Below are 13,038 nucleotides of genomic sequence, written 5' to 3' on the forward strand. Positions count from 1 at the left end.
CTGGTACCAGCCTGAGGCGGGGAGAAGGCTGAGGGACGTGACCGATACCGGAACTCTCACAACCCCGACCGGCTCCCGAGTCGCCCCACCCGTGCTCGGCGGCCTCGGGCTCTTCACCGTGCTGCTCGGTGCGGCACTGCCCCTCATCGACTTCTTCATCGTCAACGTCGCCCTGCCGACCATCGGCCGTGACCTGAACGCGGGCGAGGCCGTCCTCGAACTCGTCGTCGCCGGCTACGGGGTCGCCTACGCCGTCCTCCTCGTCCTGGGCGGACGCCTCGGCGACCTCTTCGGCCGGCGGCAGTTCTTCCTCGGCGGCATGGCCGCCTTCGGCCTGACGTCCCTCGCGTGCGGGCTCGCGCCCTCCGCCTGGACGCTGGTCGCGGCACGCGTCGCGCAGGGCGCGGCGTCCGCCGCGATGCTGCCGCAGGTCCTCGCGACCATCCAGTCGGCGACCAGCGGGCCGCGCCGCGCCAAGGCGATGGGCCTGTACGGAGCCACGGCCGGGCTCTCCATGGTCGCCGGGCAGATCCTCGGCGGTGTCCTGGTCGCCGCGGACATCGCGGGCACGGGCTGGCGCTCGGTGTTCCTCGTGAACGTGCCCGTCGTGATCGTCGGCCTGGTCCTCGCCGCGCGCGCCGTACCGGAGACCCGCTCGCAGCACCCGGAGCCGGTCGACACCCTGGGCACGGTCCTGCTCGCGGTGTCCCTGCTCGCCCTGCTCGCTCCGCTGACCGAGGGCCGGGCGGCGGGCTGGCCGTTGTGGACCTGGCTGTCGCTGGCCCTGTTCCCGCTCGCGGCGGCGGCGTTCTATCTGGTCGAACGCCGCAAGGACCGGAGCGGCCGTACGCCGCTGGTTCCGCCGAGCCTGTTCGAGCTGACGTCGCTGCGCCGCGGCCTGGTGATGATCGTGCCGTTCTCGATCGGCTTCAGCGGCTTCATGTTCGTGATCGCGGTGGCGTTGCAGCGCGGTGCGGGCCTCGGTCCGGTGCCCGCGGGGCTCGCCCTCGCGCCCATGGCCGTCGTCTTTCTCGCCGTCTCCCTGTGCGGGCCCCGGCTGGTCGCCCGGCACGGCACCCGTGTCGTCACCGTCGGCGGCATCGTCCAGGCGGTGGGCGTAACGCTGCTGGCGCTGGCCGCCTGGCGGTCGTGGCCGGACCTCGGCGTGCGGGAACTGCTGCCCGGCGCGGCGGTGGCGGGCGCAGGCCAGGCCCTCCAGCTGCCGGTCATCTTCCGGATCATCCTCTCCGAGGTGCCGCCCGCCCGGGCCGGCGTCGGCAGCGGAGTCATGATCACCACCCAGCAGTCGGCCCTCGCCCTGGGTGTCGCCACCCTGGGCTCCCTCTTCCTGGCCCTGGTCCCCTCGCACGGCATGCGGGACGCCGTGGTGACCACGCTCCTGGTCCAACTCGCGGGCGTGGCCCTGACCACAGCGCTGAGCCTCCGCCTGCCGCGCACGATCAGCTGACCCCGAAGAAGTTCAACTCGCCGCCGAAGACACCCCGTTGATCTTCTCCTTGCTGCACACTCCTAAGCGCACGAGCGGAGCGCTGTCATTGGAGGGCGTCATGCTTCAGATCAACACGAGCAAGGTGAGCCGCTGGGACCAGCACGGTCGGGAGCATGTCGTCCATGTGCAACGCGCGGGCGTGCAGCGGACGATCAGATGCGACACGTGCGGCTGGCGCAAGGGTGCGCAGTTCCTCCCGTGGCTGAAGGCGGAGGAACATCTCGCCGAGGCGCATCAGGCGACGGTGGATCCGGCCGACGCGTGAGGGGGACGCGAGGCCGGGCGTCCGGCGGCCCGGGGGCCGGGCGCCCGGCGGGTCAGGCGCGCAGGCCGCGCAGGACCAGGGCGACGACCGCCTCGAAGTCCGCCTCGATGCCCGGCTGTTCCCACTCGCGGGCGTAGCAGGGATCGTGGAAGCGGCCTGTGGCGTCGAAGGCGGCGCGGGCCGAGACGGCGGGGTCGGCGGCGTCGAACACGCCCCGCGCGGCGCCGTCCCGGACGATCTCGGTGAGCTGGCCGGTGAGGTCGGCGATGTGCCGCTCGACGACCGCGCTGTTCTCGCCGATCAGCACCGTGTAGGTGGCGAAGAGCTGCGGGTCGTCGCCCGCCTTCTTGCGCTTGGCCGCGAACAGACCGGTGAACCAGTCGCGCAGCCGCGACGCGGGGTCGCGGTCCTCGGCGACGATGCCGGCGAGGGCCTCGGACGTGCGGTCCAGCCAGCGCTGGGTGACCGCTTCCCGCAGCGCCGCCTTCGTGCGGAAGTGGCGGTAGACGCTGCCGTGGCTGACGCCGAGCGCGCGGGCCACGTCCACCACGGTGGCCTTGGCCGGGCCGTGGCGGCGCAGCACCTCCTCGGTGGCTGCGAGGATGCGCTCGGCGGTCAGGGTCTCGGAGGTCGGTGCCATGACGAAGACCGTACCTGCCGGTGCCGTCAGCGTTCGCTGTCGAGGTGTGCCATCTGGGCCGCCGGGTAGCGGTCGCCCGCGGCGGCGCCCGCCGGCACCGCTTCCTCGATCGCGGCGAGGTCGTCCGGGCCGAGCGTGACGTCGCGGGCGCCCAGCGCCTCCGTGAGACGGTCGCGGCTGCGCGCGCCGACGAGCGGCACGATGTCCTCGCCGCGCGACAGCACCCAGGCGATCGCGATCTGCGCGACGCTGACGCCCTTCTGTTCGGCGATCTTCCGCAGGGCTTCGACGAGCGTGAGGTTGTGCCGCAGGTTCTCGCCCTGGAAGCGGGGGCTCATGGCCCGGAAGTCGTTCGCGGTGAGCTGCCGGTCGGCCGTGAAGTGGCCGGAGATCAGCCCGCGGGACAGCACGCCGTACGCGGTGATGCCGATGCCCAGGTCCCGGACGGCCGGGAGGATCTCCCGCTCGATGCCGCGGGAGATGAGCGAGTACTCGATCTGGACGTCGGCGACGGGCGCGGTCGCGGCGGCCCGGCGGACGGTGTCGGCGCCGACCTCGCTCAGGCCGATGTGCCGGACGTGCCCGGCCTGGACCAGTTCGGCGATGGCGCCGACCGTCTCCTCGATCGGCACGTCGGGGTCGACCCGCGCGATCCGGTACACGTCGATGTGGTCCACACCCAGGCGCTGGAGCGAGTAGGCGGCGAAGTTCTTCACGGCGGCGGGGCGGCCGTCGAAGCCCGTCCAGCCGCCGTCCGGGTCGCGCAGCGCACCGAACTTGACGCTGGTCAGGGCCTGTTCGCGCAGGGCGGGCGGGGCGGAGCGGAGCGCTTCGCCGATCAGCATCTCGTTGTGGCCCATGGCGTAGAAGTCGCCGGTGTCGAGCAGGGTCACGCCCGCTTCGAGCGCGGCGTGGACCGTCGCGACGCACTCGGCCCGGTCGGTGTCGCCGTACAGCGCGGACATGCCCATGCAGCCGAGGCCGAGGGCGGAGACCTGGGGGCCGGTGGTTCCGAGGGTGCGGGTGCGCATGAGGACTCCTTGTGTCCCGAGGGGGGTGGTTCGTCCCCAGCCTGACATGACAGATGACAGATTTCAATATCTGTCATCTGTCATTTGTCAGCCCACCCCGCCGCCACTTTGGTCCAGACCTATTGACGAAAGGTCTGGACCGCGAGCACTGTCATGCCTACGACATCTCTTGCCAGCTCCACGGACACCTCGCCGTACCCCCACCCGGGAGGCCCGCATGATCCGCCGGAAACTCCGTCTGCTGGGCGCCGCACTCGCGGCGGCCTGTCTCGCACAGCTCATGACCATCGCCGGCGCGCCCGGCGCGTCCGCCGCCGACACCTGCGCCGTGAAGTCCCGCCCCACCGGGAAGGTCCTCCAGGGGTACTGGGAGAACTGGGACGGCTCGTCCAACGGCGTCCACCCGCCCTTCGGCTGGACCCCCATCACCGACTCCCGTATCGCCGCGCACGGCTACAACGTGATCAACGCCGCGTTCCCCGTCATCCGCTCGGACGGCACGGCGCTGTGGGAGGACGGCATGGACGCGGGCGTGAAGGTCGCGACGCCGGCGGAGATGTGCGCGGCCAAGGCGTCCGGGCAGACGATCCTGCTGTCGATCGGCGGCGCCGCCGCGGGCATCGACCTCAGCTCGTCCACGGTCGCCGACCGCTTCGTCGACACGATCGTGCCGATCCTGAAGAAGTACAACTTCGACGGCATCGACATCGACATCGAGACCGGTCTCGTCGGCAGCGGAAGCATCGGTCAGCCGTCCACGTCGCAGGCCAACCTGATCCGGATCATCGACGGGGTGCTGTCCCGGATGCCGTCGAACTTCGGCCTGACCATGGCGCCGGAGACCGCCTACGTCACGGGCGGCAGCATCACGTACGGGTCGATCTGGGGCGCATACCTGCCGATCGTGAAGAAGTACGCGGACAACGGACGCCTGTGGTGGCTCAACATGCAGTACTACAACGGCAGCATGTACGGCTGCTCCGGCGACTCGTACTCCGCGGGCACCGTGCAGGGCTTCACCGCCCAGACCGACTGCCTGAACAAGGGGCTGGTCGTCCAGGGCACCACGATCAGGGTGCCGTACGACAAGCAGGTCCCGGGCCTGCCCGCCCAGTCGGGCGCGGGCGGCGGCTACATGTCGCCGAGCCTGGTGTCCCAGGCGTGGCGGCACTACGGCACGTCCCTCAAGGGCCTGATGACCTGGTCGATCAACTGGGACGGCTCGAAGAACTGGACGTTCGGCGACAACGTCAAGGCACTGCAGGGGCGTTGAGCGAGACGAGCCCCCGGTTCCGTGTGGAACCGGGGGCTCGTGCGCGCCGGGCCGGGCGTGCGGCCCGGCGGCCGATCAGGCGCGGGGCGCGGTCAGCAGCCGATCAGACGCGCGGCGAGGTAGCCCTCGATCTGGTCGAGGGAGACGCGCTCCTGCTTCATGGAGTCGCGCTCGCGGACGGTGACGGCGTTGTCGTCCAGGGTGTCGAAGTCGACGGTGACGCAGAACGGCGTGCCGATCTCGTCCTGGCGACGGTAGCGGCGGCCGATGGCGCCGGCGTCGTCGAAGTCGATGTTCCAGTGCTGGCGCAGCGCGGACGCGAGGCCCTTGGCCTTCGGCGACAGCTCGGGGTTGCGGGAGAGCGGCAGCACGGCGACCTTGACCGGCGACAGGCGCGGGTCGAGGCGGAGCACGGTGCGCTTCTCCATCTTGCCCTTGGCGTTCGGCGCCTCGTCCTCGACGTAGGCGTCGAGGAGGAAGGCGAGCATGGCGCGGCCGACACCGGCGGCGGGCTCGATGACGTACGGGGTCCAGCGCTCGCCGGCTTCCTGGTCGAAGTACGACAGGTCCTGGCCCGAGGCCTTGGAGTGGGCCGAGAGGTCGTAGTCCGTACGGTTGGCGACGCCCTCCAGCTCACCCCACTCGTTGCCGCCGAACTGGAAGCGGTACTCGATGTCCGCGGTGCGCTTGGAGTAGTGGGAGAGCTTCTCCTGCGGGTGGTCGTACCACCGCATGTTCTCCTCGCGCAGGCCGAGGCCGGTGTACCAGTTCCAGCGCTCCTGCATCCAGTACTCCTGCCACTTCTCGTCCTCGCCCGGCTTGACGAAGAACTCCATCTCCATCTGCTCGAACTCGCGGGTGCGGAAGATGAAGTTGCCGGGCGTGATCTCGTTGCGGAAGGACTTGCCCATCTGCGCGATGCCGAACGGCGGCTTGCGGCGCGAGGTGGTCTGCACCTGGGAGAAGTTGGTGAAGATGCCCTGCGCGGTCTCGGGGCGCAGGTAGGCGACGGAGCCGCTGTCCTGCGTGGGGCCGAGGTGGGTGGACAGCAGGCCCGAGAACTGCTTGGGCTCGGTGAACTGGCCCTTGTTGCCGCAGTTGGGGCAGTTGATGTCCGCGAGGCCGTTCTCCGGGAGGCGGTTGTGCTTCGCCTCGTAGGCCTCCTCCAGGTGGTCGGCGCGGAAGCGCTTGTGGCAGGAGGTGCACTCGGTGAGCGGGTCCGTGAAGGTGGCGACGTGACCCGACGCGACCCAGACCTCGGTGGCCAGGATCACCGACGAGTCGATACCGACGACGTCCTCACGGGAGGTGACCATGTAGCGCCACCACTGGCGCTTGATGTTCTCCTTGAGCTCGACGCCCAGCGGGCCGTAGTCCCAGGCGGCGCGCTGGCCGCCGTAGATCTCACTACAGGGGAAAACGAAGCCACGGCGCTTGCTCAGGCTGACGATGGTGTCGATCTTGTCGGCGGCCACGGTGCTCTCTTCATTACGAACGGAGATGGATGGGGGCGGCGCGGAGCGCCTCGGTGAGGGGTGGAGATCGGGAGACGGGCGGACGAATGCTTCAGGTTACCGGCGCGGCCCACCCCTGTATCAAATCGGTTCGCGGTCCCGGCCGCTTCCTGCCGCTTGCTGCTGTTTGATCCGCTCACCAGGGCTTCCGGAACCGCTCCCTCCAGGGTCCCCCCGGGGCCCGTCGGAGCGCTTGTTGACAACCGTTTCCAAGTTTGTTGAAAATGACTGTCATGAACGTACAGCGACGCCTCATATCCGGGACCGCCGTGGCCGCCGCCACCGTCCTCGGTCTCGGCACCCTCTCCGCCTGCTCCGGCTCGGCCTCCGCCGGCGGCAAGGGCGGGGGGAAGCTCGACGTGGTGGCGTCGTTCTACCCGATGCAGTACCTCGCCGAGCAGATCGGCGGGACGCACGTGAACGTCACGACGCTGACCCAGCCCGGCCAGGAACCGCACGACCTGGAGATCAGCGCGCGGCAGACCGCGCAGCTCCAGGAGGCGGACGCCGTCCTCTACCTGAAGAACCTCCAGCCGGCCGTCGACGACGCCGTGGCGCAGTCCGAGGTCAAGACCAAGATCGACGCCGCGTCGCTGACCTCCCTGGAGAAGCACGGCAACGAGGTCGGTGGGCACGCCGCGGCCCACGACCACGGCGAGGGCGAGGAGAGCGGCGGCAGCGACCCGCACATCTGGCTCGACCCGGTGAAGTACGCCGAGGTCGCCAAGGGTGTCGGCTCGGCCTTCGTGAAGGCCGACCCCGACCACGCGGCGGACTACCAGAAGAACACCGAGGCGCTGGTGAAGAAGCTGGACGCGCTGAACACCCGCTTCACGGACGGCCTGAAGAACACCGGGACCAAGGTCTTCATCACCACCCACGCCGCCTTCGGCTACCTCGCCGAGCGCTACGGCCTCACCGAGGAGGCCATCAACGGCCTGGACCCGGAGTCGGAGCCCAGCGCGAACCGTGTGAAGGGGCTGGAGGAGATGGCCCGCGCCGACGGCGTCACCACCGTGTTCTACGAAACCCTCGTGAGCGACAAGACGGCCCGGACGATCGCCGACGACGCCCACCTGAAGACGGACGTCCTCGACCCGATCGAGGGCATCACCGACAAGTCCAGGGGCGACGACTACGTGCAGGTCATGGAGTCGAACCTGAAGGCGCTCCAGACGGCCCTGGGCGCCAAGTGACCGCCATGGAGGAAGCCTTGAGCGAGCCCGTCATATCCCTGCGCCAGGTGACCGCCCGGCTGGGTTCGCGCCCGGTCCTGCGCGGCATCGACCTGGCCGTGCACCGCGGCGAGGTCGTCGCGCTGCTCGGCGCCAACGGCTCCGGCAAGTCGACCGCCGTGCGCAGCATCATCGGACAGGTCGGCGTCAGCGGCGGCGACATCGAGATCTTCGGCACCCCGCGGAACCGCTTCCGGGACTGGAAGCGCGTCGGGTACGTGCCGCAGCGCACCACCGCGGCCGGCGGCGTGCCCGCGACGGTCGCCGAGATCGTGGCGTCCGGCCGGCTGTCGCGCGCCCGCTTCGGCGTGCTGCGCAAGGCCGACCACGCGGCCGTACGGCGCGCCCTGGAGCTCGTCGGCATGGCCGACCGCGCCAAGGACCCCGTCGACGCGCTCTCCGGCGGCCAGCACCAGCGCGTGCTGATCGCCCGCGCGCTGGCCTCCGAACCCGAGCTGCTGATCATGGACGAGCCGATGGCGGGCGTCGACCTCGCCAGCCAGGAGGTACTGGCCGCGACCCTGCGCGAGCAGGTCGCGCAGGGCGTCTCCGTCCTCCTCGTCCTGCACGAACTGGGTCCGCTGGAGCCGCTGATCGACCGTGCGGTCGTGCTGCGCGACGGCTGCGTCCTGCACGACGGCCCGCCCCCGCGGGCGGTCGGCCAGCACGCGCTGCCCGGCCACGACCACGTACACCCGCACGCGGCTCACGACGCCGAACCGATCCGGACGGGACTGCTGAGCTGATGGAGATCCTCGACTACGCCTTCATGCAGCGGGCCCTGCTCGCCGCCGTCCTGGTGGGCATCACCGCGCCCGCCGTCGGCATCTACCTCGTGCAGCGCCGCCAGGCCCTGATGGGCGACGGCATCGGCCACGTCGCGATGACCGGAGTGGGCCTCGGCTTCCTCCTGTCGACCTCGCCGGTGTGGATGGCGACGGCCGTCTCGGTGCTCGGTGCCGTCCTGATGGAGTTGATCCGCTGGTACGGCAGGACGCGCGGCGACATCGCCCTCGCGATGCTGTTCTACGGCGGCATGGCGGGCGGCGTGATGTTCATCAACCTCGCGCCGGGCGGCTCGAACGCCAACCTGACCTCGTACCTCTTCGGCTCGCTGTCCACCGTCTCGGAGTCCGACGTGACGGCGATCTGCCTGCTCGCCGCGTTCGTCGTGCTCGTCACCCTGGGGCTGCGCCGTCAGCTGTTCGCGGTCAGCCAGGACGAGGAGTTCGCGCGGGTGACCGGCCTGCCGGTGCGCGCCCTGAACCTGCTGACCGCGGTCACGGCCGCGGTGACCGTGACGGTCGCCATGCGGGTGGTCGGACTGCTCCTGGTGAGCGCGCTGATGGTGGTCCCGGTGGCCGCCGCCCAGCAGCTGAGCCGCAGCTTCGCGGCCACCTTCGCCATCGCCGTGGCGATCGGGGTGAGCGTGACCATCGGCGGCACCGTGACGTCGTACTACCAGGACGTGCCGCCCGGCGCGACCATCGTGCTGCTGACGATCGGCGCGTTCATCGCGCTGACGGCGCTGGCGACTCCGCTGGCCCGCCGACGGGCCCGCGCGGCAGCGGCGGCACAGGCCTCGGGCGACCCCGCGGAGTGTGCGATTCCGGCCACGCGGGGTGAGCGGACGGACGTCGGCGTCTGACCGGGCACAGCCCGGACTGGCACAATGGCCGGGCAAGGGCAGACGTGAGGAGGCAACGGTGACAACCGCTGGATCGCCCGTTCGGGGCCGTTCCACCCGGCAGCGTGCCGCCGTGGCGGCGGCTCTCGACGAGGTCGACGAGTTCCGCAGCGCTCAGGAGCTCCACGACATGCTCAAGCACAAGGGTGACTCGGTCGGGCTCACCACCGTCTACCGCACCCTTCAGTCGCTCGCCGACGCGGGCGAGGTCGATGTCCTGCGCACCACCGAGGGCGAGTCCGTCTACCGCCGCTGCTCCTCGGGCGAGCACCACCACCACCTGGTGTGCCGCGTGTGCGGCAAGGCCGTCGAGGTCGAGGGCCCGGCCGTCGAGAAGTGGGCGGAGTCGATCGCGACGGAGCACGGCTATGTGAACGTCGCGCACACCGTGGAGATCTTCGGCACGTGCGCGGACTGTGCGCAGTGCCCGTCGTCCAAGGACTGACGCCGCCCGCCTCGGGCCGCCGCCCCTGACACGGGAGCCGGACGGGTTTCGGGCGGGATCCGGACCGCGGCCGAGGAGGTGGGCCGGTCAGACGCGGGTGAGGTTGCGGTCGAGGATCGAGCGCAGCCTCTCGACGTCCAGAGGGCTGCCGGCCCCGCGCTTCGGCAGCAGGATCGAGGCGGGCGCCTCGGGCCCGGAACCCAGCAGGACGAAGGAACGGCGCGTCTCCGCGTAGCGGGCCATCCGCGGCCAGCCGGTCAGCCGGCTGCCCCGCTCGTGCGTGACCCGCACCCCCCACGCGTCCACCACGGCCCGGTACTCGCCCCGGGCGGCGGCGCGCCGCTGGACGAGCCGGGCCTGCCACCACGGCAGCACCCCGAGGCCCAGCACGGCCGCACCGAGCATCACGGCCACCCGGGGATCGGCGGAGGCCCCGAGAGCCATCGGCAGCACACCGACGAGCACCCCGAGGACGCCGGAGGCGAGCAGGAGGCGCCGGCCCCAGCGCCCGGCGGCCGAGGCGTTCTCCGCGACGCGCAGCGCCTCACGGAACTCCCCGGCCGTGGCCCGGTACACCAGCTCGACGCGCTCCCCCTCGTCCATCGGCGTCAGACGCCCTCGGCGTCGGGCCGCCCCTTCATGGCCGCCTCCATCGCGATGAGCTCCTCGTTCGGGACGGCGCCGCCGAAGCGGCGGTCGCGCGAGGCGTATTCGACGCACGCACGCCACAGGTCACGCCGGTCGAAGTCGGGCCACAGCACGTCCTGGAAGACCATCTCGGCGTACGCGCTCTGCCAGAGAAGGTAGTTGGAGGTGCGCTGCTCACCGCTCGGCCGCAGGAACAGGTCGACGTCCGGCATGTCCGGGTAGTAGAGGTACTTCGCGAACGTCTTCTCGGTGACCTTCGACGGGTCGAGCCGTCCGGCCTTCACGTCCTCCGCCATGGCCTGCGCCGCGTCGGCGATCTCGGCACGGCCGCCGTAGTTCATGCAGAAGTACAGCGTGAGCCGGTCGTTGTCCTTCGTCTGCTCCTGGGAGATCTGGAGCTCCTTGGCGACGGACTTCCACAGCTTGGGCATCCGGCCCACCCAGCGCACCCGGATGCCGAGGTCGTCGAGCTGGTCGCGGGTCTTGCGGATGAAGTCGCGGTTGAAGTTCATCAGGAAGCGCACCTCGTCGGGCGAGCGCTTCCAGTTCTCCGTGGAGAAGGCGTACAGCGAGATCGCCCCGACGCCCATCTCGATCGCGCCCTGGAGCACGTCCACCACACGCTCGGCGCCGACCTTGTGCCCCTCGGTGCGCGGCAGTCCGCGCTCCTTGGCCCACCGGCCGTTCCCGTCCATGACGATCGCCACATGGCCCGGGACCAGTTCACCGGGGAGCTTCGGCGCGCGGGCGCCTGACGGGTGTGGTTCGGGCGACTGGTACTCGCGGCGCTGGCGTCCCAGGATCCCGCGTACGGCCATGTGCTTCTCGTCTCCTCTTGCTGCTTGCGCTTGCTGTCACTGCTTCTCGACGTACCGAAGGGAACGCAGTCCGCGCTCCAAGTGCCAGTGCAGATAGGCCGACACCAGCCCGCTGCCCTCCCTGACGTACCGCGGCTCGCTCGCGTCCGCGGTCTCCCAGTCTCCCGTGAGCAGCGCCCCGAGCAGTTCCAGGGCCTGGGCCGAGGGTACGACGCTGCCGGGCACCCGGCAGTCGACGCAGACGGAACCTCCCGCCGCGACCGAGAAGAACCGGTTCGGACCCGGCATGCCGCATTTCGCGCAGTCGCCGAAGCTCGGCGCGTAGCCGTTCACCGCGAGGGAGCGCAGCAGGAAGGCGTCCAGGACGAGATGCGGCTCGTGCTCGCCGCGGGCGAGCGTGCGCAGCCCGCCGACCAGCAGCAGGTACTGCTGCACGGCCGGCTCCCCCTCGTGGTCGGTGAACCGCTCGGCGGTCTCCAGCATGGCCGTGCCCGCGGTGTAGCGCGCGTAGTCGGTGACGATCCCGCCACCGTACGGAGCGATCGTCTCGCTCTGCGTGCACAGCGGCAGCCCGCGCCCGACGAGTTCACTGCCGCGCGCGAAGAACTGCACGTCGACGTGCGAGAAGGGCTCCAGCCTGGCGCCGAACTTCGACTTGGTGCGCCGGACACCGCGGGCCACCGCACGTACCCGTCCGTGACCGCGGGTGAGCAGCGTGATGATCCGGTCCGCCTCACCCAGCTTCTGGGTGCGCAGCACGATGCCGTCGTCGCGGAACAGACTCATGGGCCCATTCTCCCGTACGGATTCAGCGTCCGTGGTCGGGGCGGCCGATCGCCTCCCAGGGAGCCATGTTCCAGGGGCTGGCCCGGTTCGCCGGGTCCAGGAGGGACTTCAGGTGCGCGTCGGACACGGCCTGCGGTGCCGGGAGGTCCTCGCCCCCGCGGCTTCGGAGGTTGTCGCGCCAGACCATGCGGCCCAGCAGGTAGTGGTCGGCGTACTCGGACCAGGAGGCGTACGACCGCACCACCGCCGGCACGATGTTCTTCAGCGCGGTCCACGCCTCGGCCTCGCTCAGCATGCCCGCCGCGAATCCCCTGCGCGAGATGTCCACGTACAGTCCGGCGTCCCACGCCAGCGGTTCGACACCGAGCCGCTGCCGGGCTCCCGTGCGGTAGCCGGACCGTGCCAGGCCGTCGAGGCGGCCGGCCAGCGCCTCGCGCGAGGTGATCTCCCACTGGTCGGCCAGCCAGCGCCGGGCCTTGTCGTCGTCGATGCGGGTGAACGGGTACAGGGTCGTCCGGGAGGCGTCCCGGTCCCGGTTCACCGGCGCGCTCAGCGACACCATCCACAACTGGTGCATGGTGAGCGGAACGGGGTACTTGCGCGTGACCTTCCGGCCGCGACGGTTCCATATCGCCATGCGGCCGCACCCTACGTCACGCGGTTCTCCTCCCCGCCGCCCCCGCGCCGCCCCTTCAAGGGACCTCACCGCGGCTGCGCGCGTTGGCGTACGCGGTCGCCGCGCTGAGCCGCTCCGCGGCGGTGGCTCCGCGGACCGCGTCCGGGTCGCAGTCCCACTCCCTCCCGCCGCCGAGCGGTCTGAGCTGTACGTAGGGGCCCTCGTGTCCCATGACCAGGCCCACCCGTCCCGTGCGCGTGTCGACGGCGTACGAGCCGACCGGCGGCTGCTGCCGCGGCGGCCTCATCGCAGCGCCGCCGCGAGCCGGGCGGCGACCTCGGCGGAGCCGCCGCCCAGTTCGACGCGCGGGCACGGTGCCTCGCGGGCGAGGGATGCCGCGTCCAGCCGGAGTGACGGCAAGGTGATTCCCGCGTTCGCGAGTGCCATCCGCAATTCCCTCACTGTTTCCTCCGCCTCTTCGACGCAACGCGCCGAGTGCCGTCCCCCGAGTGGTCCGTGTTCTGCCGTCACCCTGCTCCCCTTCCCATTCCTCTTTCACTCTTCACCTCT

16 protein-coding genes are annotated in these 13,038 nt (G+C 70.9%); 7 read left to right on the top strand and 9 right to left on the bottom strand.

The genetic code is table 11. From position 1 onward, the window contains the following. The first annotated feature begins 37 nt into the window (after window positions 1-37). Together ACSYGO_RS17230 and ACSYGO_RS17235 are read left to right on the top strand one after the other, a co-directional pair. Window positions 38-1,468 (top strand): MFS transporter, encoded by a 1,431-nt coding sequence (locus tag ACSYGO_RS17230; protein WP_426680559.1) that lies wholly within the window; start codon window positions 38-40, stop codon window positions 1,466-1,468. 100 nt (window positions 1,469-1,568) lie between these two features. Continuing rightward, the gene (locus tag ACSYGO_RS17235; protein WP_028804569.1) at window positions 1,569-1,775 is read left to right on the top strand and encodes a hypothetical protein; all 207 of its coding nucleotides are present in this window, start codon (window positions 1,569-1,571) and stop codon (window positions 1,773-1,775) included. A 52-nt stretch (window positions 1,776-1,827) separates the two neighbouring features. Here the strand turns inward: ACSYGO_RS17235 and ACSYGO_RS17240 are convergent, their stop codons facing one another. Continuing rightward, the gene (locus ACSYGO_RS17240; protein ID WP_426680560.1) at window positions 1,828-2,415 is read right to left on the bottom strand and encodes a TetR family transcriptional regulator; all 588 of its coding nucleotides are present in this window, start codon (window positions 2,413-2,415) and stop codon (window positions 1,828-1,830) included. Window positions 2,416-2,441: 26 nt separating this feature from the next. Continuing rightward, entirely contained in the window at window positions 2,442-3,446 is a 1,005-nt protein-coding gene (locus ACSYGO_RS17245) for an aldo/keto reductase (RefSeq protein ID WP_426680561.1), read from the bottom strand. 217 nt (window positions 3,447-3,663) lie between these two features. Between ACSYGO_RS17245 and ACSYGO_RS17250 the strand changes: the two genes are divergently transcribed. Continuing rightward, the gene (locus tag ACSYGO_RS17250; protein ID WP_426680562.1) at window positions 3,664-4,719 is read left to right on the top strand and encodes a chitinase; all 1,056 of its coding nucleotides are present in this window, start codon (window positions 3,664-3,666) and stop codon (window positions 4,717-4,719) included. A gap of 92 nt (window positions 4,720-4,811) precedes the next feature. Here ACSYGO_RS17250 and ACSYGO_RS17255 read toward each other — a convergent pair whose 3' ends face one another. After that, on the bottom strand, window positions 4,812-6,194 hold the full coding sequence (locus ACSYGO_RS17255; RefSeq protein ID WP_426680563.1) for a glycine--tRNA ligase: 1,383 nt from the start codon (window positions 6,192-6,194) through the stop codon (window positions 4,812-4,814). Between the two features lie 272 nt (window positions 6,195-6,466). On the opposite strand from ACSYGO_RS17255, the gene ACSYGO_RS17260 reads away from it, so the two are divergent. From ACSYGO_RS17260 to ACSYGO_RS17275, 4 genes are read left to right on the top strand one after another with little or no spacing between them, the layout of a single operon-like run. Continuing rightward, a complete protein-coding gene (locus ACSYGO_RS17260) occupies window positions 6,467-7,429 on the top strand; it encodes a metal ABC transporter solute-binding protein, Zn/Mn family (RefSeq protein WP_432173426.1) in 963 nt (320 codons plus the stop codon). A 5-nt stretch (window positions 7,430-7,434) separates the two neighbouring features. Beyond that, window positions 7,435-8,214 (top strand): metal ABC transporter ATP-binding protein, encoded by a 780-nt coding sequence (locus tag ACSYGO_RS17265; protein ID WP_345642207.1) that lies wholly within the window; start codon window positions 7,435-7,437, stop codon window positions 8,212-8,214. Next, on the top strand, window positions 8,214-9,116 hold the full coding sequence (locus ACSYGO_RS17270; RefSeq protein WP_426680565.1) for a metal ABC transporter permease: 903 nt from the start codon (window positions 8,214-8,216) through the stop codon (window positions 9,114-9,116). Before ACSYGO_RS17265 ends, ACSYGO_RS17270 begins: the two co-directional genes overlap by 1 nt. 58 nt (window positions 9,117-9,174) lie before the next feature. Beyond that, on the top strand, window positions 9,175-9,600 hold the full coding sequence (locus ACSYGO_RS17275; RefSeq protein WP_426680566.1) for a Fur family transcriptional regulator: 426 nt from the start codon (window positions 9,175-9,177) through the stop codon (window positions 9,598-9,600). An 87-nt stretch (window positions 9,601-9,687) separates the two neighbouring features. Here the strand turns inward: ACSYGO_RS17275 and ACSYGO_RS17280 are convergent, their stop codons facing one another. From ACSYGO_RS17280 to ACSYGO_RS17305, 6 genes are read right to left on the bottom strand one after another with little or no spacing between them, the layout of a single operon-like run. Beyond that, window positions 9,688-10,203: a YcxB family protein gene (locus tag ACSYGO_RS17280; protein WP_426680567.1), complete on the bottom strand. Its 516-nt coding sequence runs from the start codon at window positions 10,201-10,203 to the stop codon at window positions 9,688-9,690. 5 nt (window positions 10,204-10,208) lie between these two features. Continuing rightward, entirely contained in the window at window positions 10,209-11,066 is an 858-nt protein-coding gene (locus ACSYGO_RS17285; protein ID WP_426680568.1) for an isoprenyl transferase, read from the bottom strand. 36 nt (window positions 11,067-11,102) lie between these two features. Beyond that, the gene (recO, locus tag ACSYGO_RS17290) at window positions 11,103-11,852 is read right to left on the bottom strand and encodes a DNA repair protein RecO (protein ID WP_095934181.1); all 750 of its coding nucleotides are present in this window, start codon (window positions 11,850-11,852) and stop codon (window positions 11,103-11,105) included. Window positions 11,853-11,874: 22 nt separating this feature from the next. After that, a complete protein-coding gene (locus ACSYGO_RS17295) occupies window positions 11,875-12,489 on the bottom strand; it encodes a DUF1266 domain-containing protein (RefSeq protein ID WP_460387007.1) in 615 nt (204 codons plus the stop codon). Between the two features lie 55 nt (window positions 12,490-12,544). Further along, complete coding sequence (locus ACSYGO_RS17300) at window positions 12,545-12,775, bottom strand: hypothetical protein (protein ID WP_028804582.1); 231 nt, start codon at window positions 12,773-12,775, stop codon at window positions 12,545-12,547. Beyond that, window positions 12,772-12,915 (bottom strand): hypothetical protein, encoded by a 144-nt coding sequence (locus ACSYGO_RS17305; protein ID WP_460387008.1) that lies wholly within the window; start codon window positions 12,913-12,915, stop codon window positions 12,772-12,774. The genes ACSYGO_RS17300 and ACSYGO_RS17305 overlap by 4 nt, the downstream gene beginning before the upstream one ends. Window positions 12,916-13,038 lie beyond the last annotated feature (123 nt).

The organism is Streptomyces krungchingensis (assembly GCF_054729265.1).

Coding starts and splice junctions, on each gene's coding strand:
- ACSYGO_RS17245 (WP_426680561.1), bottom strand. CDS start 3,446: ATGCGCACCCGCACCCTCGGAACCACCGGCCCCCAGGTCTCCGCCCTC.
- ACSYGO_RS17265 (WP_345642207.1), top strand. CDS start 7,435: ATGGAGGAAGCCTTGAGCGAGCCCGTCATATCCCTGCGCCAGGTGACC.
- ACSYGO_RS17260 (WP_432173426.1), top strand. CDS start 6,467: ATGAACGTACAGCGACGCCTCATATCCGGGACCGCCGTGGCCGCCGCC.
- ACSYGO_RS17270 (WP_426680565.1), top strand. CDS start 8,214: ATGGAGATCCTCGACTACGCCTTCATGCAGCGGGCCCTGCTCGCCGCC.
- ACSYGO_RS17280 (WP_426680567.1), bottom strand. CDS start 10,203: ATGGACGAGGGGGAGCGCGTCGAGCTGGTGTACCGGGCCACGGCCGGG.
- recO (WP_095934181.1), bottom strand. CDS start 11,852: ATGAGTCTGTTCCGCGACGACGGCATCGTGCTGCGCACCCAGAAGCTG.
- ACSYGO_RS17250 (WP_426680562.1), top strand. CDS start 3,664: ATGATCCGCCGGAAACTCCGTCTGCTGGGCGCCGCACTCGCGGCGGCC.
- ACSYGO_RS17235 (WP_028804569.1), top strand. CDS start 1,569: ATGCTTCAGATCAACACGAGCAAGGTGAGCCGCTGGGACCAGCACGGT.
- ACSYGO_RS17300 (WP_028804582.1), bottom strand. CDS start 12,775: ATGAGGCCGCCGCGGCAGCAGCCGCCGGTCGGCTCGTACGCCGTCGAC.
- ACSYGO_RS17295 (WP_460387007.1), bottom strand. CDS start 12,489: ATGGCGATATGGAACCGTCGCGGCCGGAAGGTCACGCGCAAGTACCCC.
- ACSYGO_RS17305 (WP_460387008.1), bottom strand. CDS start 12,915: ATGGCACTCGCGAACGCGGGAATCACCTTGCCGTCACTCCGGCTGGAC.
- ACSYGO_RS17285 (WP_426680568.1), bottom strand. CDS start 11,066: ATGGCCGTACGCGGGATCCTGGGACGCCAGCGCCGCGAGTACCAGTCG.
- ACSYGO_RS17240 (WP_426680560.1), bottom strand. CDS start 2,415: ATGGCACCGACCTCCGAGACCCTGACCGCCGAGCGCATCCTCGCAGCC.